The organism is Gynurincola endophyticus (assembly GCF_003991195.1).
Taxonomy (GTDB): domain Bacteria; phylum Bacteroidota; class Bacteroidia; order Chitinophagales; family Chitinophagaceae; genus Gynurincola; species Gynurincola endophyticus.
This window is the reverse complement of sequence record NZ_RCWL01000002.1, coordinates 369,209-394,224: the sequence shown is the minus strand read 5'-3', so window position 1 is coordinate 394,224 and position 25,016 is coordinate 369,209. Positions and strand designations below refer to the sequence as shown.

18 protein-coding genes are annotated in these 25,016 nt (G+C 38.6%); 8 read left to right on the top strand and 10 right to left on the bottom strand.

Annotation, left to right across the window (positions count from 1 at the left end):
* The first annotated feature begins 582 nt into the window (after positions 1 to 582).
* Positions 583 to 1,797 (top strand): bifunctional 3,4-dihydroxy-2-butanone-4-phosphate synthase/GTP cyclohydrolase II, encoded by a 1,215-nt coding sequence (locus D9O48_RS05650; RefSeq protein WP_126971491.1) that lies wholly within the window; start codon positions 583 to 585, stop codon positions 1,795 to 1,797.
* Between the two features lie 178 nt (positions 1,798 to 1,975).
* Here D9O48_RS05650 and D9O48_RS05645 read toward each other — a convergent pair whose 3' ends face one another.
* The 3 genes from D9O48_RS05645 to ggt form a co-directional block, all read right to left on the bottom strand.
* On the bottom strand, positions 1,976 to 6,676 hold the full coding sequence (locus D9O48_RS05645) for a translocation/assembly module TamB domain-containing protein (RefSeq protein WP_126971489.1): 4,701 nt from the start codon (positions 6,674 to 6,676) through the stop codon (positions 1,976 to 1,978).
* Positions 6,677 to 6,820: 144 nt separating this feature from the next.
* Positions 6,821 to 7,387, bottom strand: a complete 567-nt coding sequence (locus D9O48_RS05640; protein WP_126971487.1) for a DUF1572 family protein — start codon at positions 7,385 to 7,387, stop codon at positions 6,821 to 6,823.
* Positions 7,388 to 7,469: 82 nt separating this feature from the next.
* Positions 7,470 to 9,185 carry a gamma-glutamyltransferase gene (ggt, locus tag D9O48_RS05635; protein ID WP_126971485.1) on the bottom strand — a complete coding sequence of 572 codons (1,716 nt, stop codon included), beginning with the start codon at positions 9,183 to 9,185 and terminating at the stop codon, positions 7,470 to 7,472.
* Positions 9,186 to 9,388: 203 nt separating this feature from the next.
* On the opposite strand from ggt, the gene D9O48_RS05630 reads away from it, so the two are divergent.
* From D9O48_RS05630 to D9O48_RS05620, 4 genes are all read left to right on the top strand, one after another.
* The gene (locus D9O48_RS05630) at positions 9,389 to 11,887 is read left to right on the top strand and encodes a M14 family zinc carboxypeptidase (RefSeq protein ID WP_126971483.1); all 2,499 of its coding nucleotides are present in this window, start codon (positions 9,389 to 9,391) and stop codon (positions 11,885 to 11,887) included.
* 151 nt (positions 11,888 to 12,038) lie between these two features.
* Positions 12,039 to 14,495, top strand: a complete 2,457-nt coding sequence (locus D9O48_RS05625) for a PIG-L family deacetylase (protein ID WP_158624828.1) — start codon at positions 12,039 to 12,041, stop codon at positions 14,493 to 14,495.
* Positions 14,496 to 14,505: 10 nt separating this feature from the next.
* A complete protein-coding gene (locus D9O48_RS18940) occupies positions 14,506 to 14,667 on the top strand; it encodes a hypothetical protein (RefSeq protein ID WP_199750508.1) in 162 nt (53 codons plus the stop codon).
* Between the two features lie 102 nt (positions 14,668 to 14,769).
* Complete coding sequence (locus tag D9O48_RS05620; RefSeq protein WP_126971479.1) at positions 14,770 to 16,464, top strand: sodium:solute symporter; 1,695 nt, start codon at positions 14,770 to 14,772, stop codon at positions 16,462 to 16,464.
* 110 nt (positions 16,465 to 16,574) lie between these two features.
* On the opposite strand, the gene D9O48_RS05615 is transcribed toward D9O48_RS05620, so the two are convergent.
* Genes D9O48_RS05615 through xerD form a run of 4 tightly spaced genes read right to left on the bottom strand, consistent with a single transcriptional unit; the run spans position 16,575 to position 19,861 of the window.
* Positions 16,575 to 17,414 carry a DUF2911 domain-containing protein gene (locus tag D9O48_RS05615; RefSeq protein ID WP_126971477.1) on the bottom strand — a complete coding sequence of 280 codons (840 nt, stop codon included), beginning with the start codon at positions 17,412 to 17,414 and terminating at the stop codon, positions 16,575 to 16,577.
* 27 nt (positions 17,415 to 17,441) lie between these two features.
* Positions 17,442 to 18,365: a hypothetical protein gene (locus tag D9O48_RS05610; RefSeq protein WP_126971475.1), complete on the bottom strand. Its 924-nt coding sequence runs from the start codon at positions 18,363 to 18,365 to the stop codon at positions 17,442 to 17,444.
* Between the two features lie 8 nt (positions 18,366 to 18,373).
* Positions 18,374 to 18,931: an RNA polymerase sigma factor gene (locus D9O48_RS05605; RefSeq protein WP_158624827.1), complete on the bottom strand. Its 558-nt coding sequence runs from the start codon at positions 18,929 to 18,931 to the stop codon at positions 18,374 to 18,376.
* A gap of 33 nt (positions 18,932 to 18,964) precedes the next feature.
* Complete coding sequence (gene xerD, locus D9O48_RS05600) at positions 18,965 to 19,861, bottom strand: site-specific tyrosine recombinase XerD (RefSeq protein ID WP_126971471.1); 897 nt, start codon at positions 19,859 to 19,861, stop codon at positions 18,965 to 18,967.
* Between the two features lie 75 nt (positions 19,862 to 19,936).
* Here xerD and D9O48_RS05595 point away from each other — a divergent pair, with 75 nt between their 5' ends.
* On the top strand, positions 19,937 to 20,443 hold the full coding sequence (locus D9O48_RS05595) for a YkgJ family cysteine cluster protein (protein WP_158624826.1): 507 nt from the start codon (positions 19,937 to 19,939) through the stop codon (positions 20,441 to 20,443).
* A gap of 11 nt (positions 20,444 to 20,454) precedes the next feature.
* Here the strand turns inward: D9O48_RS05595 and D9O48_RS19130 are convergent, their stop codons facing one another.
* The gene (locus D9O48_RS19130) at positions 20,455 to 20,661 is read right to left on the bottom strand and encodes a YraN family protein (RefSeq protein ID WP_394343557.1); all 207 of its coding nucleotides are present in this window, start codon (positions 20,659 to 20,661) and stop codon (positions 20,455 to 20,457) included.
* A gap of 185 nt (positions 20,662 to 20,846) precedes the next feature.
* Here D9O48_RS19130 and manA point away from each other — a divergent pair, with 185 nt between their 5' ends.
* Entirely contained in the window at positions 20,847 to 22,037 is a 1,191-nt protein-coding gene (manA, locus tag D9O48_RS05585) for a mannose-6-phosphate isomerase, class I (RefSeq protein WP_233589188.1), read from the top strand.
* 46 nt (positions 22,038 to 22,083) lie between these two features.
* Entirely contained in the window at positions 22,084 to 22,641 is a 558-nt protein-coding gene (locus D9O48_RS05580) for a DUF6580 family putative transport protein (protein WP_126971465.1), read from the top strand.
* Positions 22,642 to 22,828: 187 nt separating this feature from the next.
* On the opposite strand, the gene rnhA is transcribed toward D9O48_RS05580, so the two are convergent.
* Positions 22,829 to 23,302, bottom strand: a complete 474-nt coding sequence (gene rnhA, locus D9O48_RS05575) for a ribonuclease HI (RefSeq protein WP_126971463.1) — start codon at positions 23,300 to 23,302, stop codon at positions 22,829 to 22,831.
* A 24-nt stretch (positions 23,303 to 23,326) separates the two neighbouring features.
* Positions 23,327 to 24,949: an acyl-CoA carboxylase subunit beta gene (locus D9O48_RS05570; protein ID WP_199750507.1), complete on the bottom strand. Its 1,623-nt coding sequence runs from the start codon at positions 24,947 to 24,949 to the stop codon at positions 23,327 to 23,329.
* Between the last annotated feature and the right edge of the window lie 67 nt (positions 24,950 to 25,016).

Sequence of the window (25,016 nt, the reverse complement as noted above, 5' to 3'; positions counted from 1 at the left end):
CTGATGACAATACATTATATTATAACACTGGCCAATCTATCAACACTTGTTTTTAGTCAAATGGAAGCGATCGTGGAGAATTTGAGGCAAATTTATTAGAAATTTTAAGGAAACGCTAACTTTTGGCGGCCTTGATTATGCACATTAAAGACCTGAAAATCTTGATAACTTCCTTTGATGGTTAAACGAGGTAATTTGACCTGCATATTACCGTTTGGTTATTTCAAACTTTTTTATTATCTTAATAAGAGAGGTGCCTGTGTATGCTTTAATGTTTGGATTTTCTCTAACTAAATTGTGGAATTATTGTTTTTTTTCAAATGAACTCTTTTCATAATTGTACGGCATTGAAACATTAGTTGTGTTTTGAAATGGTTTTCAGTTGATTCTTTTTTTCATAATTACATAACATTGGATCTACTGATTTACCGGTAGAAAAATGGCTGCTTTATTTACTATCTGCTGTTCAACAACGACTTCCCCTTTAATTCTATATTTTTTCCTATCTTGCTTATTAATCCCCACAAAATTGTGAAAACAATTACATGGGTTTCCGGGTTATTTTATTACAAATAGTTCTACATGTTAGATACAATAGAAAGTGCGATAGAAGATATCAAAAATGGCAAGTTAATTATAGTGGTAGACGATGAAGATCGTGAAAATGAAGGCGATTTTGTTACCGCAGCCAATAATATTACCCCTGAAATGATCAATTTCATGGCAACACACGGGAGAGGTTTGATTTGTGCGCCCTTGCCCGAAGATCGATGCGATGAGTTGAAGTTAACACCCATGGTGACAGACAATACCGCTTTACACGAAACTGCGTTCACCGTAAGTATTGACCTGCTGGGGTATGGATGTACCACCGGTATTTCTGCACATGACCGCTCCAAAACCATTCAGGCGTTGATTAATCCTAAAACTACTCCTGAAGAATTAGGGCGCCCCGGACATATTTTTCCTTTAAGAGCTAAAATCGGCGGTGTGTTACGCAGAGCCGGACATACAGAAGCCACCATTGATCTGGCCCGACTGGCAGGTTTTCCCCCTCCGTACGGCGGTGCATTGGTTGAAATTCTCAATGAAGACGGAACAATGGCGCGATTGCCCGAGCTGATGGAAATAGCTAAAAAATTCAACCTCAAGATTATTTCTATCAAAGATCTGATTGAATACAGACTCAAAACCGATTCTTTAATTGAAGAAGTGGTTCGGGTAGATATGCCTACTAAATATGGTCATTTTAAACTGATAGCTTTCAACGAAAAAAATACCAAAAATGAACACCTGGCCTTAATTAAGGGTGAATGGAAAGCCGGTGATCCGGTGTTGGTAAGAGTTCACTCTTCCTGTTTTACCGGTGATATTTTACACTCTTTGCGTTGCGATTGCGGTGAACAATTACAAGCTTCCATGCAAATGGTTGAAAATGAAGGTAAAGGTTGTATCTTATATATGAACCAGGAAGGAAGAGGTATCGGACTGTTGAATAAACTCCGTGCTTATAAACTACAGGAAGAAGGAATGGATACGGTAGAAGCAAATCTGCACCTGGGCTTTCCAATGGATAAAAGAGATTATGGAGTAGGTGCTCAGATTCTGCGCCACCTGGATATTACTAAACTGAGACTGATCAGTAATAATCCAAAAAAACGCGCAGGGTTATTAGGGTATGGATTGGAAATCGTTGAAAACGTAGCAATCGAAATGAAACCTAATGAGTACAACGAACGTTATCTGAAGACCAAGAGAGACAAATTAGGACATCATATATTAAGAGAACCCGAATAGCAGTGATTAATGGATAAAGAATAACTGATAATTCAGAATGTGCGGGAAGAGTCAGGTTAGTTCATGAAGGTGACATTACTATAATTATATATAAAAAGGCATTCAGATTACTGAATGCCTTTTTATTATTCAATAGAAGTTAAACAATATTTTTGGGTTGTTATTAATTCTTCACTCATCACTCTTCATTTGCCACGGTGTCTGTTTTTTTCTTTTTCCTGAATAGTTCGGATGTTTTTTCAAAATCTTTCCGCCAGCTGATGCTCGCACCGGATCTGTTCTGACGGGCACCTGTTCCACTCAGGTAATTATAATTGTCACGATAAAAGAATGTTAGCATCAGTTTTCCGTCAGGACGGATTTTCCATTCTGCAGTGATGTCAGGTAAAAACTGTAGGCGTTGCGTTGCCTGTATCTGTTGCGACGATAAGCCGAAATCTAAGGCACTTCCGAAGGTAAAAGTGAGTCTTTCTTTAAAGAATGTTTTATCGAAGTTCAGGTTCAGATTGGTTCTGTCGAGGTTGAAACCTGTTCGTTCAATATTATCCAAAAAGTTGGAACCACTATATATTTGAGCGTTAAAGTTCACTTTAATGCTTTTGTCGTTAAAGAGTTTCTGGAACATTGTAGAAAATCTTCTGCTCAGCGTACTGCTCACCACACCGGTAATCGTATTCATTACTACTCCTTCAAATGCGAGGTTACCGATGTTCGACTGGTTGGAGGTAGATAATGGCCCGAAACTGTTGAACACAATCAAAAAAGCTACCTGCTTGTTTAACTCGTTTTCGTCATTAATAATTCTTTGTAACAATGCCTGGGCATCCGCATCATTGCGTAACGGGCTTCCCTGTGGCAGTTCCAGGTCGAAGTTAATAGTTGGTTTGAGTAACTGATCGGTGAGGGTCGCTACTACAATTACCTCACCTCTGTATTTTCTTACATTATTATTAATAGAACTGGCTGAGCCTGTCGTAGAAAACTGGTCTAAACCTAAGTCACTGAAACGAACATTTTCTGCGTTGTATTCCGCTACGATACGGATATCCGCATCATATGGATCACTGCGCCATTGAATATAATTACCTACACCTTCGCGCAATTTGAATGGTTTATCGATCATCGTCTGGAAATTGAAATTATAATCTCCTCTTTCTATATCGTATCTACCGGTAATCGTGAATTCTCCGTCAGAAGTAGCGCGCATTTTTAAATTACCTGAACCCTGTGCATGAATAACATCCCCCGTAATTTCATCGAGTATTACATACATGTTTGCCAGGTTGTTAGCAGCAACATCGAGGTTCATCACCAGATTGTTACCACTTTTATTTTCAGTATTACTGATTTCGTCACCGTATAACTTCCACGAAATAAAATCTGCCTGTCCGCTTTCTCTAGAAGTGGTATTATGTATGAACAAACGGGAGGTATCTGCGGGTTCGCCTCTTGCATCTAAACGCATGTTATCGAGCGGACCAGAAAAGTTAACGTTTGCTTTTGCTATGATACTGCCGTAAAACACTTCGTTTCTGGCATCTTTGGTATCCAGCACCAATATCTTTGGTGAGTTCAACGCAAAGTCAAAATGTAAATCATTCCAGGCTTTATGTTTTAATATACCGCGACTAACTGTTCCTCCATTGCCGAAATGATCATAAATGTTGAATGACCGGAACTCTACACGGTCATCAAGAAAATTAATATGTGCAGTAGGTACTTTATAGGTAACGTTGGTATAGTCAACTTTTAATTCCAGATTTTTAGCATCCACCTCGCCTACATAAGTCAGGTTTGACGGATGGCCGCTGATTTTCATATGGCCGGTACCAAAACCTTTAAATTCTCTGAATACACCGGTAAGGTATTGCCCCAGCAGATCTACTTTCGTTTCTTTGATTTCAGCTTCTACCGAAAGATATTCTTCGTGCGTTGAGTCGGGAAACTGATAATATCCCTTCGCTATAAAATCATATCCTTTATTTTCACCGTTAGCATTAAAGTTGAACCTGTTGAATAGTTTGTAATAGTCGCCACGCATTCTCACGAGGCCGATAGAATCGTTGTCGAAACGCATCTGGTCAATGCTTCCGGCCAGATCTACCTGATAATTACCCAGCGGATCCATGATGTTGATATGGGTGGTGAGTAATCCTTCGAGCAGATTTTGTTTTAAGAAAAACGGAGAGAAGTCTCCCAGGTTAACTTTTGATATATCTATTCTGAGATCGTTGGTATGGCTGATGTCAGAAGGAACGCTGGTTAAATAAATTTCCTGTAAACCATTAGAAAAGCGCACTTTCTCTGCCTGAATCAATTCGCGGGTTAAAGTAAGTTCTCCGTTGCGGTCGATATTCCAGACTTTTCCATTGAGGTTAAAATTAGAATTTCCGAATAATACTTTAACGCCCGACTTCATGGTTTGAATGCGGGTGGTGAACTGTGCGTTATTGAGATTTTTGTTGGCGCTGGTTTTCAGAATAATATCTGAAATGTCATTCGACGAGCTGATATCAAAATCTGTATTAGGGAAATATAAGCTGTCATTTACCTGAATGTATCCGATACTGCTTTTCAAACTTAGCAGGTCATAATTTCCTATCCCTTTTAACTTGATATCCTGAAATACGTAATCGTTATAAGTGAAATAAGGAATATCCACGTTCAGGTCGAGCAGGTTTTCAGTGGTATTAATTCTTCCGTTGACAGAACTGAAATTAAAGCCACCCAGTTTTTTATGAAACATGTCCATGTATTCGCTTACATTTCTGGTGGTAAATACAAAACTGAAGTTTTCGTTTTCTACCTGGTAAGGAGATGGATTGATATAGCTCGGATAGTATTTATGCAGGAATGTCTGAAAAGAGGCGGGAAGGTCTTTGATCGAAAAATTTCCGATCAGTACGCCATCGAATTCATTACTTTCTACCTGTAATATTTTGTTTTGTTCATTGATACGGGAATGTACAATCAATGAGTCGAAGGCAATTCTTTCTCCGCTTTTGTAAATACTGGCATCGGCTATTTTTGCCGTACCCAGAAAGTTATCAATATTGTTACCCTGAAAGTTGAAGTTGAGATTGCCATTGAAAGTAATGGTGTCTTTCAGCAAATTGAGTCCGCTCAGATTCATTTTTAAAATCTGCGCGTCAAAATTAAACTCAGGGGTTTGTTTGCTGATATCAATCAGGCCGTCGAGGTCTAAAATGAAATTAGTGTCTTTAATAGAAAGGGTTCCATTAAACATTTCTCTGGCGATCAGCCCTTTTACCAATATATCTTTATAGTCATAATCTTTAAATACGAGCGACTCTATGCTACCGTCTAAAGTTGCATTTAAAGTTTTTGCTTTGAGTCCTTTACCATTTACTTCGCCGTGAAAGCTAATGGTGGCTAAGTCTTTTTGATGAAAAAGTTTACCGATTTCGAAATTGTTTCCGGTAATATTTCCTTTATAAGTCGGTTCCTGATTTTCAAAGAACTTCATATTGAGGTCGGAATGGAATTTACCCAATGCCGTATTGAATTGTCCGAATGCTACAAAGTTATTGATGAAGCCGGTAAAGCTTCCTGCGAATTCAAGAAATTCCAGTTCATGTAAGTAGGGTGTATTAACGGTTTTAACTACCGGAAAGAGGGTAGCTACATCTTCATAAGTTGTTTTGAACGAGTTGGCGGCGAAATCGATATAGGTATCTGTAATATCGGGTAAACCTTTCATAGAAATATTACCGTCAAGGAAGGTTTTACTACCTGCTTCTACGATCAGGTTTTTAGCAGAAAGGTTGTCAATAGTACCTTTGATTTCTCCGTTAACACGGATACTTTTGTTCCAGTTTTTGAGCTCGGGAGCAAAAAAAGCGATATCGTCAGAGTGTAGTAATGCATTTTTAAAATCACCATCCAGCTGAACTTTTGAAATAAACCGGCTCATATTATCGAATGTGCCGTATCGCATTTCATAGTAGTTGGTCAGGCGGCTTTTATTGGTTTGAAGGTCGAGCTCATGAAATTCCATGGCTTCAGGATGCCATTTAATATGTGAGTAGAGTTTTTTTACATCAAAACCGCTTCGTTCTTTCGTACTGAGGTTCAGGATAGCTTTAATAGAGTCCTGTTCAAATTTCAGGTCGTTAAAGTGAGCATTGATATCGTTAAACACAATATGTGATTCGTCGAAGTAATCATAAATAGCACGGGGGCGGTTGGCATCATTAATGAAGGTTCCTTTTTTCAGGTAGGCATTCATAATACGGATATCCCAATTAGATACATTCCAGCGAAGGTGTTCAGGGTCATTCTGGTATACAGAGTCTACCCAAACCGGTTTCAGGGAATCTGGCCGGTTGCCTTCGTAGTTATATACCCGGAAGTAAGGTTGTTCGATGGTGAGTGTCTGCAGCTGAATTACCCGGTTAGTGATGTCAAACAATCTGGCGTCAAACTGTAATTCATCAAAAGACATTTCAAGTGTTTCACCCCGCCAGCCGTCTCTTTGTACAAACTGTATATTCTCCAGATCGAGCTTTTCCAGTTTTAAAAGGATAGGTTTGGTGGCTTTCTGAGCTGTATCCTGTGATGAAAAAAAGTTCACAATATGCTGATAATTCCAGTCAGTGGCATCTCTTTGTAAGTAAGCTTTTACATCTTTCAGGCCGAGATAGTGCAAAACGATTTCGTCTTTGAAGAAAAACCAGTCGGTGAGATTTAAAGAAACCTGCCCTGCAAACAACAATGTATCCCGGTATTCATCCTGAATAAATACTTCATTCAGTGACAATTTATTGAAGAACTCAATATCTACTTTTCCTACTTTTACTTCGGTTCCGAGGCGGGCGGATAAGTTCTGGGCTGCCTTATGCACAAGATAGTTTTGCACTGGCTTTAATTGTAGTAATAGCCAACTGAACAGTATCAGTCCTATCAAGACCAACACCACTATCCTAAATATTTTCCAAAACTTTCTCAGACAAATTCTAAATTGATGACAAAATTAATTCAAAGCTGCAGGTAATACAAATAACTAGCCCTTTTTCGGAGGATATAAATTTGCGGGATCCTTGATTTTGTCTGATTCGTTGTATTGTTGAGATTGTCCGATGGGTATCGACAAGGATTGCCAGCCTTCGTTTTTGAGTGACTTGGCGATCTGAATAATCTGACCCACATGATATGAGTAATGCGCCAGCTGACGGAAGAGGGCATCTGTTACGGTTAAAGGTTCTTTACGTATGGTAACGTATTTAGTCAGATCTTCTGCTGTTAAAGAATTGATGGTATTCATTAATAAATTCCAACCTTCATTCCATTTATTTAGAATATCTGTAGAAGAGTCGTTGTTTTTTTTGAATTCTTCGTCTCTGTTACGCCAGTCTTTTTCACCGTCAGTTGTTAAGAAGTCGGTAAATCTGCTCATCATATTGCCATGCATATGCCGGATAATGATGCTGATAGAGTTGGTGTTTTCATTCGCTTGATAATGTATTTCCTGTTCGTTGAGCTGTTGTAAGGTTTGTTCGCCCAATATTCTGTATTGGTTGAATCGTTTGCTTAATTCAGGAAGAATAATATTGTTGAGACTGGCGTTCATAGTGGGTAATCTTTTAGCTATCTCAATGTATAAAAAAAAGAAAAGCCCCCAACAACGTTGAGGGCTAAAATTTCTATAAAATTTAATAAGCGGCAGCGTGATCGTCGCCTCTTTTATCGGCAACGGCTTCAAAGCTACCGTCAGGTAGTATTTTAATTACTTCGGTTCTTCCGATTGCTCTTCGCTGGGTAATTTTATATCCCATTGCTTCTAATGCCTGGCGGGTTGAATCGGGGAAGTCTTTCTCAACCTGAACTTCATCAGGGAGCCATTGGTGATGAAATTTAGGTTTGTTTACTGCGTCGGCCACTGACATTTTGAAATCAATAATATCTACAATCGTCTGAAATACAGAGGTTGTAATAGTTGTTCCTCCGGGAGTACCGATTACCAGGTAAGGTTTACCTTCATTCAGTACAATGGTAGGGGTCATTGAGCTCAACATTCTTTTACCCGGAACGATTGCGTTTGCATCGCCACCAACTGCGCCAAACATATTCGGCACACCCGGTTTTATGCTAAAGTCATCCATTTCATTATTCATTAAAAAACCTGCACCTGCAACAATGGTTCTGCTACCATAATGTCCGTTTAAAGTAGTTGTTACAGCCACTGCGTTACCTTCTTTGTCGTATACACTTAAGTGGGTAGTTTCTTCCGATTGAGGAATAGTGCCCGGTTTGGTAACACTGCTCGGAGTAGCTTTTGTAGAATCGTAATCTTTCATACGTTCTGCTGCATAGCTTTTTGAAGTCAATACTTCTACCGGTACTTTGTAGTGGTCCGGGTCACCAAGAAACTCAGCTCTGTCGGCATATGCTCTTCTTTCAACTTCTACCATCAGTTGTACTGCACGTGGCGACAAAAATGCATAGTTCTGAATATTTCTGTCTTCGATCATGTTTAACATCTGTGGCAGTAATACTCCACCGCTGGAAGGTAACGACATGGTAAGTATGTCATGTCCTTTGTAACTGAATTGAACAATAGGGCGTTCTTTGGCGTCGTAATTTTTAAGGTCTTCTAAAGTGATGATGCCGCCGCCGTGTTTCATTTCTTCAACGATGAGGGCAGCAGTTTCGCCTTCATAGAAACCTTTCATACCATTTTCCTGAATTCGTTTCAGGGTATTGGCAAGGTCTGGTTGTAATAGTGTATCACCTTCTTTCCACTCGGCATCTTTTACGAAAGCCGGTGATTGCGAGCTGTACTTTAGAAATTCTTCTTTTGCACTATTGAAGTTTCTGGCTTCAGAAGCTGTCAGTACGAAGCCTCTTTCTGCCAGTTGTACAGCCGGTGCAATTAAGTCTTTCATTGGTAATTTGGCATACTTGTGTGCTTTGAAAGCACCTGCAACAGTACCGGGAATACCTGATGCCAGATGTCCTTTCTGACTTTTGTCGGTTCTTGGTGTTCCGTCAGGGTCAAGATACATGTCGCGATGAGCAGCAGCTGGTGCGGCTTCTCTGAAATCAATGGCGACGTTGGTTCCGTCAGCTAATCGTGCTACTAAAAAACCTCCTCCGCCAATGTTTCCTGCACCCGGATAAACTACTGCCAATGCGAATTGAGTGGCAATCGCTGCATCTACAGCATTACCGCCCTGCTTTAAAATGGCAACACCTACCTCTGAAGCTAACGGATGCGCAGAAACAACAGCGCCGTTTTTACCGGTTTTGTTTTTCTCCATCTGATAACTGTAAGGGTTAATGTCGGTGCCTTTCAACAGAACACCAGAGTCGCCGCAGGCATGCATTAAAAACGCAAGTGGAAGAGCGTAAAATAGATTTTTTTTCATGTCAAGAGTTCTAAAGGTTCGTGTAAATGAAATCAATTCCCCTAAACTAAGTATTTTATTTCATGAAAGCCGGCATGGTTACCGATTTTATTCGTGAAAGGCTATCTATTGTAAAATCTGTTCATGAAATATTAAAATATTTTATCAGAAATATGGTCAAACAAGGTACTTTGCTTACCTTAACACGAGTTATTATTTTAGTTATGAAGTATATTTTATCCTTTTTAGTTTGTTGTATCACACTAACGACGCAAGCCCAAATCAAATCGCCTGAAGAATTTCTGGGATACCCGCTAGGGCAACGTTATACACCCCATCATAGAGTAGTTGCGTATTTTGAATATCTGGCCAAAGCGCACCCTCAGCAAATATTATTAGAAACTTACGGATATACGAATGAAGGCAGACCGCTTATTTTAGCAACTGTTTCTTCTGCACAGAATATCCAGCAGATTGAACAAATCCGTCAACAGAATCTGGGCCTTACCAAAGGTAAAAACAGCTCGGGAAAACCGGTTTCTATTGTATGGATGAGTTATAATGTACACGGAAACGAAACCTCTTCTACCGAGGCCGCATTGAAAACGATTTATGAGTTAATCAACCCTGCCACATTCGACAGTAAAAAGTATCTCGAGAATACAGTGGTATTGGTAGATCCCTGTATTAACCCTGACGGAAGAGACCGTTATGTAAACTGGTTCAATACTACAGTGGGTACAAAAGCGAACCCGGTTCCTTTTACCAGAGAACATACCGAACCATGGCCTGGTGGAAGACCTAACCATTATTATCATGACCTGAACAGAGACTGGGCGTGGCAAACACAGGTAGAATCTCAACAACGCGCTGTTGTTTATAATAAATGGTTACCGCATATTCATATAGATTTTCATGAACAGGGTTATAATAATCCCTATTATTTTGCACCGGCTGCAGAACCTTTTCATGAAGTAATCACCGACTGGCAAAGAGAATTACAGGTGATGATCGGAAAAAATAATGCAAAATATTTCGATCAGAACGGATGGTTATTTTTTACAAAAGAATCATTCGATTTATTATATCCCAGTTACGGAGATACCTATCCTATTTATAAGGGTGCGATCGGTTTAACTTATGAACAAGCCGGACATTCAAGAGCCGGTTCTACAGTTATTACCGGCAATGGTGATACTTTAACTTTACTGGACAGGCTTACTCACCATTTTACTACCGGCATGGCTACAGTAGAAACTGCTTCTAAAAATGCTGACCGTATCGTAAAAGAGTTTAAAGCTTATTATGATAAAGCCAATAAAGGTATCGGTGATTATGCCGCTTATCTGGTGAAAGCTGATAAAGGAGGGAAAATTGAAAGATTAAAACAGTTACTTACCCGCAACGATATCGAATGGCATAATGCAAATTCAAATTCTTACAGCGGATTAAATTATTTTACCAACCAGACTCAGAGTGTTAAAGCTGTACCGGAAGATATTTTTGTGTATGCAGATCAGCCGAATGGCCACCTGGTAAAAGTATTATTTGAAAGAGAAACTTATCTGAGCGATTCTATTACTTATGATATTACCGCATGGTCATTACCCTATGTGTATGGGTTAGAAACTTACGGATTAAAAACATCTCCTAATTATAAAAAAGGAGCGTTGATGAAAATTCAGGTAATGCCCGCCATTCCTGAAAATGCTACTGCTTATGTAATTCCATGGAACGGGCCATATTCAGCAAAATACTTGTCCAGACTGTTACAACAAAATGTAAAAGTCAGATATGCACAGTTTCCGTTTCAGGTAGATGGAAAAAGTTTCGACAGAGGTTCATTAATCGTTGCTAAAACTTCGAATCAACATATTGGAAAAAATATCACCAGTGTATTGATGGATGCCAACGCCGGTTTGAACCTGATCATTGAAGGTATCTCTACTACTTTTATGGAGAAAGGGTACGATATGGGATCTAGTTCTGTAGGATTTATAAAAGCGCCACGCATTACTATGTTGGCCGGTGAAGGAACCTCTTCTTTAAACGTTGGTGAACTATGGCATTTCTTTGACTATGAGTTGGAATATCCGGTAAATATGGTCAATGCCAATGACCTGAGTGCAAGTATTCTTGATCAGACAGATGTTTTAATAATACCGGAAGGGTATTACAGAACATTTCAGTCAGGAGAAATCAGAAATACCATTAAGACCTGGGTAAGCAGAGGTGGCAAAGTAATAGCCATTGAAGCTGCTGTTAATAGTTTAATGGGTGCTGACTGGTGGGGGCTCAAAGAAAAAACATGGAAAGTAAAACCGGTTGACAGTGTTGATAAAAATAAACTGATCAGATACGAAGATAGAAACCGTGCAGGAATGGAATATGACAATCCTGGCTCAATCTTTAAAGTAAAACTGGATAATACACATCCGCTTGCTTACGGCTACCCTGAACAATATTTTACTATTAAAGGTGGTTCTACCGTTTATGAATATTTCGATGGTGTAGGCAATGTTGGCATCTTTGAGAAAAATTCACATGTGGCAGGCTTTGCCGGCCCGGAAGTAAAAAAGAAATTGTCCGAAGGTATGTTGATCGGTGTGCAGAATGTAGGAAGAGGAGCAGTGGTGTACTTTGGTGATAATCCCGTATTCAGAAGTTTCTGGGAAAACGGAAAATTAATGCTTTCGAATGCTGTTTTCATTGTAGCACAGTAATTTTATTGTTTACTTTGTAGCTGCATCCTCGCTCTGCAAATTCAGTAATGAGGTATGTTTAGAAAAGTATATTGATTAATATAAGATTAAAAGAGGCTGCACTCTCAATAAAATGAGGGCCAGCCTCTTTCACGATATTACCTTTGTTGTTATGAAAAAATGGTTAACAGGTGTAGTTTTACTTTTAGGTATTCAGGTAACAAGTGCTCAAACGAGTAGTGAGATATTGTTGAAGATGTTGCAATTTCAACAGGCAGGAAAAGTTTTGTACCTGGCTGCACACCCTGATGACGAAAATACTCAGTTGTTATCGTACCTTGTTAATAATCGTAAATATGAAACGGCTTATTTATCGGTAACGCGTGGTGATGGTGGGCAAAATCTGATCGGTACCGAGCAGGGTGATGTATTAGGCCTAATCAGAACACACGAATTGTTAGCTGCCCGTAAAGTAGACGGCGCCCAACAGTTTTTTACACGTGCAAAAGATTTCGGATTCAGTAAATCGGCAAAAGAAGTATTTCAATTGTGGCCGGATAGCATCGTATTATATGATGTAGTAAAAGTGATCAGACAATTTCAACCAGATATTATTATTACCAGATTTCCGGATGATGAAAGAGCCGGACATGGTCAGCATGAAGCTTCTGCTATCTTAGCTAAAAAAGCGTTTGCCATGGCAGCCGACGCCAATGCTTTTGCTGATCAGTTGGCAGATGGTTTACAACCCTGGCAAACTAAAAGAATATTCTGGAATACTTTCCGCTTCGGTGGTATGAATACAACTGCTCCGGATCAGCTAAAAGTACAGGTAGGTCAATTTCTGCCCTTACTTGGTAAAAATGATGGTCAACTGGCAGCCGAAAGTCGTTCTCAACATAAAAGTCAGGGCTTTGGCGTAGCCGCTTCACACGCTTTGTCTGATGAATTCTTTGTTCAATGGGGGGGTAGCCCGGCCGTTAAAGATTTAATGGAAGGTGTGGCAAACGAATGGCTATCGGAAGTGGAGCAAAATGCATGGAAAAATATATTGCAAAAGTATGCTGTTGATAAACCATATGAAAGTTTATATCGTTTGCTGGAGTTTAAGAACGAACTGGATAAAAATAAAAAGCTGGCTCAATATCCCGCTAAGAATAAGTTATTAAATGATATCATACTGGCTGTATCGGGTTTGAAAATGGATGCATTCATTCAACAGCCTTTTGTTTTTAAAGGAGACAGTTTAACAGGTACCATACGCGTTTTCTCTACCCGGGAAGATGTGGTGATGCATACTTTGCGTTTAAACAATACACAATTATATAAACTCGATATTTACGATACGATCAGTGTGCAAAAGAGTATTGTCAAAAATTCAAATATCGTTCCTTTCAGCTATAAAATCACGGAAAGTGAACAAAATAGCATAGAATACTGGATGCAGGCGACTTCAACAGCCTATTTGTTTTCGTTTGATCAACACCGCTTCAAGGGAACTCCGGTAAATCCACCCATCTTTAATGTAACAGTAGGGTTAGTTCTTGCCGGTTATCCTATTGAATTTAATATGCCTGTTGAATATAAGGTAGTGGATCCTATTGACGGAGAGTTATACCATCCTGTAAAGATTTTACCGTACATCAAAGTGAAAACTGTACAGAATATTGTGCTCAAAAAAGAAGATCCTGTGGCTGTTCAGATAGAAGCATTGAAATCTTTTGAGTATGACAGTATTTTAGTAGAATGGTCTGGTTCTAACAATGAGAAGTACTACACTAAACAAGGAAAGGGTACATTTCAGGTAGGACAGAAGTTGCTTGTAACACCTGCTAAATTTGTATTTCCTGCGAAGGCAACAAGATTAACCCCGCTGGTCTATCTCTATCGAAATAATAGTATCGATACTATTTCAGGAAGTACTGAATGGAAATCGTATAAACATATTCCAACTATTTTCTGGAAAGAGAATATTGACATTAATATTCATCCTGCACCTGTCAGAATAGCCAAAAGCAATATTGCTTATATTGCGGGTGCCGGCGATAAAGTGGCAGAATATTTATCAATGATAGGTTTCCATGTTAGTCATTTAACCCCTGATGAAGTATCATTGGCAGCATTAAAGAAATATGATGCCGTAATATTTGGAGTACGGGCTTTAAACGTGTATCCTGCGCTGGCAGCAAAAGAAGCTGATTTTATGCAGTATGTGCAGGAGGGAGGAAATGTAATTGTACAATACAACACGAATAATCAATTAGGTAAACTCGGCTCATTCGGGCCTTATCCATATCAGATTTCAAGAAACAGGGTGGTAGATGAAAGCAGTCCTGTTAAAATCAATAACGCTACTCATTCCGCATTAAATTTCCCTAATAAAATCGATTTATCAGATTTTAATGGTTGGGTTCAGGAAAGAGGATTGTATTTTGCAGACCAGATTGATAACCGATATCAAACTCCTTTATCGTTTCAGGATGCCGGTGAACCGTTTAATAACGGCTCTTTAATCATTGCAAAACATGGAAAAGGAAATTTTGTATACACTGGTATTGCTTTTTTCAGACAATTACCTGCCGGTGTAATGGGAGCTTATAAATTGTTCGCTAATTTAATAGCATTGTAAACATAAAAGGATGAACTTACCTAAGTTAAGGAAAGGAGATGTTGCATTAATTGTAGCCATCGTTCTTGGTTTGATTATCGGAAAACTCATTAAAAAAATGAGCATCGGCCTGTTTATCGGCATGATGATATTTTTAATTTTAGTATTGACTTATGCAAAAAGAAGAAAATGATAAAATTCCTTTGTTTTCTAAATGGAGATACTGGTATCTGCTGATTATACTGGTATTGATATTGGAAATTATTTTTTTCTTTCAATTAAATAGCAAGTTTTCATGAACTTAGCCCCCTCTGATATTTTTGTTTTATGTATTACCCTGATCCTGATTATCGGATACGGTATCTGGAAAAGTAATGCCAGTAAAAATCTGCAGGGCTATTTTTTAGGTGACCAGTCTATTCCATGGTGGATTGTACTGTTAAGTATCATGGGAACACAGGCATCTGCGGTAACTTTTATCAGTGCTCCCGGTCAGGCTTATACCGAAGGAATGCAATTTATTCAGTATTACTTTGGGCTGCCATTGGCCATGATAGTGATCTGTATATTTTTTGTACCCGTGTTCAGAAAACTAAAGATATTTACTGCCTATGAGTATTTAGAAAATCGCTTTGATGGAAAAACAAGATTGTTTACCGCCTTTCTTTTTTTAATATCCAGAGGTCTTTCTACAGGAATTTCATTAGTAGCTCCAACTATTGTTTTACATAGTATGTTGGGGTGGGATTTTAATCTTACCACCTGGCTGATGGGCGGATTGCTATTAATTTATACCATCACCGGCGGAGCTAAAGCGGTTGCTTACACGCAAAAGCTACAATTTCTGGTCATCTACGGTGCTATGTTTTTAGCGGCATATTATGCTTTTAAAGCATTGCCCGATCATGTAGGTGTTAATCAGGCACTCAACATCAGCGGTGTGTTCGATAAAATGAATATCGTTTCTTTTGGGCCTGAAGAAGGCTTTTGGAAAGATCGTTATAATATATTCTCCGGTTTGATTGCAGGCTTCTTCTTATCGCTCAGTTATTTTGGTACCGATCAAAGTCAGGTAGGAAGATATCTGACCGCTAAATCTGAAAACGAGAGTAAACTGGGATTAGTATTAAACGGAATATTTAAAATTCCTTTACAGTTTTTTATTCTGATGCTGGGGATTTTGTTGTTTGCGGTGTATCAGTTTAAACCGGCACCGGCATTTTTCAACGAAGGTTTGATACAACAGGGATTGCAGAGTGAATATAAAGGTGAGTTACAATCGGCGCTGAATGATTTTGAAGATGCTGAGAATAAACGGATCGCTTTTTTACATGCAGAAAATCTGAATCAATTAGATAAAACAACTTATAAAAGTTTAGAGCAAACTGTACAGCATAGAAGAGAAGGCGTGAAAAGTATTTTATCGAAAGTTCAGGGTACGGGTGTGGGTAATGATACCAATTATATTTTTCTTCATTTTGTAGGCTCTACACTACCTTCCGGCGTAGTAGGGTTAATTATTGCCATTATCTTTTTATCTGCCTGGGGAAGCATCGCAGCGGCATTAAATTCATTGTCGTCGTGTACAATGGTCGATTTTCACCAACGCTTCTGGAATAAAAATCTATCAGAAAAGAAAGCTTATCAGTACTCGAAGTGGTATACCTTTTTCTGGGGAGTGTTCTGTATCGTGGTTGCTCAGTTCTTATATAACCTGGGTAATAGTTTAATTGAGGCTGTAAACATTCTCGGCTCATTGTTCTATGGAACTATATTAGGAATCTTCCTGATTGGTTTTTTGGTAAAATATGTTAAGGCGCAAGCTGTTTTCTGGGGAGCTATTATTACACAGGTAGCTATTTTATTTATTTATAAAGCAGATATAGTGAGTTTTTTATGGTTAAATGTAATTGCTGTTGTATTGATTTTTATACTGGCCGTTACTATTCAATATTTCCGTAATGCGGGCAAACGCGCTGTAACAGTATAATTCTGATAGCAGTTCAGGTTTTATAATTCTATTGTTGATGAATAAAAAGAATCCCCTTTCAAATGAATGAAAGGGGATTACTTTTAGAATTATAATGGGTAAGTACTAGTCTATTGTAATGTTTTTAATAAGTCTTCGTTCAACTTAATATAATCAGCCCAGTTGGCTTTCTTTGCCAAATCTAATGATTTTTTTGAAGAAGCAATCGCGTCTGTTTTTTTACCGAGTTTTGCTTCTAATCTTGCTTTATGGTAAAAAATCCAGAAAGCTTCCGGTGATTCAGCAGCAGCTTTTTGCATCCATTCGTTTGCTTTATTGAGCTCTTTGTTATTATCTAAATAATACATTGCTGCCTGAAAATAAGGTTTTTTATCACCTGCTGCATTCATCAATTCGTTAATCTGAGCTACTACTTTAGTGTCATTTTCAGATTTGATCGGTAAGGTCACCATGGCATTTCCCCAGCTGATATTCAGGTTCATTGTTTCGTTCGTAATAGTTCCGAAGTCAATGGTGAATGTTTCAACCGCTGTAGCCGGTTTTTGTACTGTAGCAGTTACTTCTGCTAAGTTGTTTTCAGCTTTATAAGCTGAAGGTGAATTGATATCAGTTTGTTTAGAAATGATAATTTTCCAGGTTGTTTTTCCGGGAATAGTTATCAGGCCATATTTTCCTGCTGCAATTTTTTTGCCACCAATGATTACTTCTTCTGTAAAAGTTAAAGTGGTTGGATTGTTAGCACCAGTTCTCCAAACTTTATCGAAGGGAACCAGATCTCCATAAATGACACGACCTTTTGCAGAAGGGCGTGAATAAGAAAGTGTTACTTCACCAAGTCCGAATTCCTGAACAACTGTTTGTCTTGGAGACGGAGAGGGAGTTTTTAAGTTTTGTGCATCGGCAAAGCTAATAATTGCTAACAATGCGGATGCTAAAAGAATCTTCTTCATAAAGCCTAATGATGTTATTGATACAAGTTAAAAATTTACTTCGAGATATACTACAATCGGAGCACTCATTTTGTTTTTCCAACCATCATAAGTTTTTATCAAGCGAATAGCCTCTTCGTCGTATTTGGTGTTTAGTGATTGAGTTACTTCAAATCCACTTAATATATTGGTGCTCGACAAGCTGGCTTTTATCACTACAGTTCCTTTCAGAAATTGATTATCAATTGGTAACTGCTTGTTGTCGTCTACAAATTTTTGAAATTTATACCATCCCCCTTCAGGCGCATACATTTTCTCTTTTGGCAGGGTAGACGTTTTAGGTATACCATTTTCTGCTTCTACCTGAATCAGCACTGTTTCATGATGCCCTTTAGGAATAGAGATCTGTACCGATTTGAAACCCGGAATATCCACACTGAAATTTGTTCCTGCTTTTAACGGCCTGATATTAATTTTACCGTTATTGTCTGTTTTATAATGTTTGTTATAAATAGAAATATCTTTTTGTACCAGCGGTTGGCCTTGCTCGTCACTTAATTTTATTTCTAATGAATAGGTTTCCAACACCAGTTCATTGACTGTAACACTTCCGGATTGTTCTACAACCGGTTGGTCAGGAACAGACTCAGTGAGAGTGATCTTGCTGTTCAATTGATTCCAGCTCAAAATGACTGATAATATCAGCAAACCGGTGATACCTGCAGCGATCAATAATTTCTTTTTATTTTTGAATCGGTTGGTTGTACCCGGAGTGGAAGCATGTTTAATATTTTGTAAATATTCCTGAACCTTTGCATGGCCGAATTTTTTAAAAGCTACTTCATAACCGTTAATCATATCCAGCAAAAAAGGATCCGATAATGCTGATTTTTCCAGCAGGTAAGTTTCTTCTTTACTTAATTCGCCCTTGATGTACTTATAGATATATTCTGCAGTGTATAATTTCGACATAAAAATTCTTAGTTGTTCGATTGATATTGAAGCATACAGGTTTTAAGATTTTTTCTACCTTTTTGCAGATAGTTCTTAATCTTATACATTTCCATGCCGGTTGCTTTTTCAATCTCAGTCATACTCATTTCCTTTAAATAAAATAATTTAATGGTGAGCTGCTGGTTTTCAGGAAGGGTTTCGAGACAGTTAATCAGGCTTTCGAGAGAAGCTGCAGGTACTGACGGATCGAATAATGATTCCTGTTCTTCCGGGCGAAAAGACTCTAATAGAGTGGGAGGTACCGCAATGTTTTGTAGCTCCAGCTGTTGTATACACTCTTTTTTTACATACTCATGTAACCATGTTTTAAAATTTTTACCCGAGTATGATCTGATATCTTTTTTAAGTCTGTTTTTTATATTGATCGCAGCAGTTTGTGCATGATTCAGATCGTTTAAGAACCTGAAACATACTCCAAACAGCGGTTCCTGGTAGCGGTTTGTTATCTGCAGGTAATATTGAACATCGTTAGATTCAATATAATGTTGCACTAACTGTTCGTCTGTTAATTCGGATATTTTCACTTTACTAATATAATACTTATTTCAAAATAATTTTTATTTAAATGCCGGGTGGTACATCTCTAGTGTTTTTCGTAAGAAATTTCTATCGATGTGCGTATAAATTTCTGTTGTGGTAATACTTTCGTGTCCCAGCATTTCCTGTACAGCTCTTAAATCGGCTCCGCCTTCTATCAGATGTGTGGCAAAGGAATGCCTGAACGTATGTGGTGAAATGTTCTTTTTTACACCCGCCGCAGCCGTCAACTCTTTTAGTATGAGAAAGACCATTACCCGTGTCAGTTGTTTTCCTCTCCGGTTCAAAAATAAATATTGATCATTTCCTTTTATAACCTTCATCTGCTTTCTGTAAGAAAGATAAAATCCGATATGTTTGACAGCCTCTTGCCCTATAGGAATCAACCTTTCTTTATCACCTTTTCCTATTACTCTTATAAAACCTACATCAAGAAACATATTATTAATGGTTAAGCCGATCAGTTCGGAAACTCTCAGCCCACAACTGTATAATGTTTCAAGCATGGCTTTGTTTCTCAGGCCTTCCGGTGTACTGAGGTCGATTTGCCCGATGATGGCCTCTATTTCTTCAACACTTAGTACTTCCGGTAATTTTCTTCTTAGCTTGGGCGTTTCCAGTAATAAACTAGGGTCAATTGAAACCAGTTTTTCTATCAGGCAGTATTGGTAAAACGACTTTATGCCCGAAATCACCCTGGCTTGTGTACCTGCTGAAACGCCCAACTCTCCCAGCCACTGCAAAAATTGTTGCAGGTGCTGTAAGTTAACCGTGTGTGGTAATAAATCAGCATGTTCTATTGCTAAAAAAGAAGTCAGCTTATCTATATCATGCATATAGGCAAGTACTGAATTCTCCGACAGAGATTTCTCCAGCTCTAAAAATGATTTATATCCTTTTTTATAAGTTGTCCACATTATTTTACTGGCTTATTCAATCAACTTATTATATTCGTGCAACGAATATCGTTAAAATCTAGAAAAGCAACTCAGATGGCCGGTTTCAAATTCAAAACTTTTAAGAAAACGATGGACAAAAATGCTCCGTCTCTCAAGCGTTTTTTAAACAAATTGAGCAAGAATCGTCCCAAAGACTTACATCAGGTTGCTGCGGTTAAAGACCAGCAGGTGTGGGGAGAAATAGATTGCCTGGCTTGTGCAAATTGTTGTAGAACAATGTCTCCTACCTTTACCTCAAAGGATATTAAACGGATTGCCAATCATATGAATATCTCCGAAAAACACTTTAAAGAAAAGTGGTTGCTGAAAGATGATGAAGGTGATTGGGTAAATAAAATTCAACCCTGCCAGTTTTTAAATCTGGACGATAATAAGTGCAGCATTTATGAGGTTCGTCCGAAAGACTGTTCCGGATTTCCGCACCACCATAAAAAACCGATGATGGAGTATGTACATGTTTATAAACAAAATGTTACTTTTTGTCCGGCTACTTATAAATTTGTTGAGAAAATCAAAGAACACTATTCTGCAAAGTCATAAATATCTTCTATTCACTGTATCGTATACTGTTGCTCAAACCCTGTAATGAGCAGAATGTCTGTTTCAATGGTTTCATCAATGTTGTTATCTTCTATGTAGGCTTCAATCGCTGCCCACAGGTGTTGAAGTTTGTGATTGGTTAAACCATATCCAAAACGTTCATCGGTTCTTGTTTTTACTTCAATAAAATGAAATTTTTCTTTTTTACGGGCTATAATATCAATTTCATACCTGCCTTTTCTTCAGTTTTGATGTAAAATTTCAAATTCTTCCGTTAATAACCACGCAATCGCTATAGATTCTCCCCAGTTTCCAAACTTTTTTATGCCAGACATATAGAATTGTTTAAGGAACTTGTAAATTTGATATGTATATACATACGTATTTTATTAATCTTTTAGATATGAAAATTTTTCCTTTGACCGGCACTGTTCAACATTATGATTGGGGTGGGTTTGATTTTATCGCAGCTTTTTTAGGTACAACCAACAATTCAGGAAAGCCAATGGCTGAATATTGGCTGGGAGCGCATGTAAATGCACCTTCTCAAGTAGTATTGGGAAATGAAAGTATTCCTTTAAACGATTATATCGGAAAAGATTCCGCAACAATATTAGGCGAAAAGGTGAACAATGCTTTCGGAAGATTACCTTTTTTGTTTAAAATTCTGGATGTGAAAGATATGTTATCCATACAGGTACATCCTTCGAAACAGGCGGCTGTAAAAGCTTTTGCTGATGAAAATGCTGCAGGCATTGCATTGACGGCTCCGCACAGAAATTACAAAGATGATAATCATAAGCCAGAGTTGATGGTAGCGTTGAGTGATTTTTGGTTACTGCACGGATTTAAACCCGTGCATGAATTAAAACAAACTTTGCAGCGTGTTGAGTGCCTTAAGTATCTGCTGCCGGTTTTCGGTGAAGGCGATTATCAGGCATTGTACAGCGAAGTGATGCAGTATGATGAAACCCGCGTACGCGAAATTTTTGAAAACCACATCGCAGCTATTTTACCACAATATGAAGCCAATAAACTGGATAAAAAGAGTGAAGACTTTTGGGCTGCACGCGCTTTTAAAACATTTTGTAAAAATGGATACGATAAAGGACTCTTTTCTATCTACTTCTTTAATATTGTAAACCTCTCTACCGGACAAGCTATTTTTCAAGATGCCGGTGTTCCCCACGCTTATTTAGAGGGGCAGAACTTAGAAATTATGGCTAATTCAGATAATGTTTTAAGAGGAGGGCTTACTCCAAAACATGTAGATGTACCTGAATTACTCAAGCATACCAGATTTGAAGCAACCCATCCTGATATCCTTACCGGCAGAGAGATAGCAGGAGAATGGGTGTTTGTTACACCGGCTCATGACTTTGAGTTAAGAAAAATTGAACTGCCTGCTCATACTTCTTTTGAATTGACAACGAACGGTCCATCTATCTTCCTGGTACAGGAAGGTAAAGCTCAATTTGCTGATTTTGAATTGATTCAGGGAGGGGCAGCGTTTGCTCATGCAAATCAGCAGGTGAAAATTGATGCAGCGCAAAATACAGTAGTATTTCATGCTACAACTCCGAAAAAAGATTAGATTAGCTAATTTTTATTACTTTTGAAGCATTGTAAAGTGAAAACATATGAAAATTAATAGAACTCAGCTCTTGTTATTTGTAGCAATGGTAGTGATCGCAGCCGTTTACCGTGCCTTTGATCGACCACCGGGGTTTGCCCCACAAATTGCGATTGCTTTATTTGGAGGTATCTTTTTTAAAAACCGTGCATTCAGTCTATTGGCACCTATTGCGTCGCTTTTAATTTCAGACCTTCTTTATCATTTGTTATACATTTCAGGTAAGTCTGCGATTCCTGGTTTTTATCAGGGACAATGGATTAACTATATTCTTCTGACCAGCGTAGTTTTTGTGGGGATGTTATTCCGTCAGAAAAACTGGAAGAGTTATATCGCTGCAGGTATAGCCGGACCCACTTTTTATTTTCTGATTTCTAATTTACAGGTATGGTTAAGCGGAGGAGGATTCGGATTCTCCAGAACTTTTAGCGGTTTAATTGCAAACTATACAGTGGCTTTACCTTTTTATTACAACTCTCTGTTAGCTACCTTCTTTTTTGGTGCTATTCTGATAGGAGTTTATTATGCTTCTTTGCAACGTCAAAAAGTATATCAAAGTCAATAGTGTTAAAACAACACATAAAAAATAAGCCCCTTTCAATTGAAAGGGGCTTATTTTTTATCATATCATGCAACCAATGATATTTGGTAGTATGCTATTTTTTTCGTATCTTATTAGAAGGAGCTCTTCTTTTATACCTGCGGTACTTTTTATATCTCTTTTTATACGGCCTGGTTTTTCAGCTGTTTCCTCATCCTTCATTTTGTTCGTAGTATTCATCGATGAGTAAGTTTTTGCCATCAGCAGCAGCTGTTGCCAGTTCGTCACAGCGATTGTTCATCGGGTTATCAGCATGACCTTTTACCCATTGAAAACTTACTTTGTGTTTTTGTGCTAACTGATAATAACGTTTCCAGAGATCCGGGTTCTTTTTTCCACCGCTGAAGTTAGTTCTGATCCAATTGTCTAACCACTTTTGCTCTACGGCTTTTACTACATATTGACTGTCTGAATAAACTTTGATCTTTAATCCTTCTTTTGTTAATAGTTCCAATGCTGCGATCACTGCTAACAATTCCATTCTGTTGTTGGTGGTTTTCCGGTATCCGGCCGAGATCTCTTTTTTGGTGTTTCCCCATATCAGTATCGCACCATATCCACCCGGGCCGGGATTTCCCCTGGAAGCACCATCCGTAAAAATCACTAATTCTTTAGTCGTCGCCAATGCTATTTATTTTTATGTTTTAATCTATACTTGAATAACGCCGGTACTGAAAGGTGGCAATACCGGTTGATGACTGGCGGCAGCAATACCTTCTGCTATAACCAGTCTGGTTTGCACCGGGTCTATAATATTGTCAACCCATAATCTGGCGGCGGCATAGTATGGAGAAGTCTGCACTTCATATTTATCTTTTATCTTTTGTAAAAGTGCCTGTTCTTCTGCCGGGTCAATATTTTGTCCTTTGGCTTTCAAACCGGCTACCTGGATCTGTAACAGTGTTTTGGCAGCCTGTTCTCCTCCCATTACAGCTATCTTTGCATTGGGCCATGCATAGATGAATCGTGGGTCATAAGCCTTGCCACACATGGCATAGTTGCCTGCACCAAATGAATTGCCTACGATGATAGTAAATTTAGGTACTACAGAGTTCGCTACTGCATTTACCAGCTTTGCACCATCTTTGATAATTCCAGCATGTTCGCTTCTTGAACCTACCATAAAGCCGGTTACATCCTGCAAAAATACTAATGGAATTTTCTTTTGGTTACAATTCATGATAAATCTTGCAGCTTTATCAGCACTATCGTTATAAATAACGCCCCCAATCTGCATTTCACCCAGCTTGCTTTTTACAATTTTTCTTTGATTCGCTACAATTCCTACTGCCCATCCGTCGATGCGGGCATAGCCGCACACGATGGTTTTGCCATAATCGGTTTTGTATTCGTCGAAACTTTTAGCATCTACAATACATTCTATCAGATCTTTGGTATCGTAGGTTTTTCCGGCAGCAGTAGGCACTACTTTGTAAATATCTGTAGCCGGAACTGCCGGTGGTAAAGGTTCTATTCTTGAAAAATGATTAAACTGAGTGGTACTCAGTTTATCCATAATACGTTTTACCTGTTCTAAACACTCCTGTTCGGTATCAAACTTATAATCGGCAATACCGCTGATTTCTGTATGTGTAACGGCTCCGCCTAATGTTTCAATATCAATATCTTCGCCGATAGCAGCTTTTACCAGATAAGGACCGGCCAGGAAAATAGAACCTTTTCCGGTTACCATCAGCGTTTCGTCACTCATTATCGGTAAGTAAGCCCCTCCGGCCACACATGCACCCATTACTGCAGCGATCTGGGTAATACCCATAGCGCTCATTTTTGCATTGTTACGGAATATTCTGCCGAAATGTTCTTTATCAGGAAAAATCTCATCCTGCATCGGAAGATACACACCTGCACTATCTACCAGGTAAATAATCGGCAAATGATTCTCCATGGCTATTTCCTGTAAACGCAGATTCTTTTTACCGGTAATCGGAAACCACGCGCCGGCTTTTACCGTCTGGTCATTGGCTACTACCAGGCACTGTTTACCACTTACATATGCCATTACGGCTACCGTACCTGCTGAAGGGCAACCACCTTCCGCTTCGTACATTCCCCAACCGGCCAGGGCACCAATCTCAATGACCGGCTTATTCTTATCCACCAGATAACCGATCCGCTCTCTGGCTGTTAATTTTCCTTTTTCATGTTGTTTGTCGATGGACTTTTGACCTCCTCCCAGCGCAACTTTGGCCAAATTACCTTGTAATTCACCCAGGAGTTGTTTCATTCCGTCATTATTTGGTACATCATTCATATAGCAAGCAAATTTTAAATCAAAATACAATTTTAGTTTTAGAATTTGAGTGTATATTTTTATTATT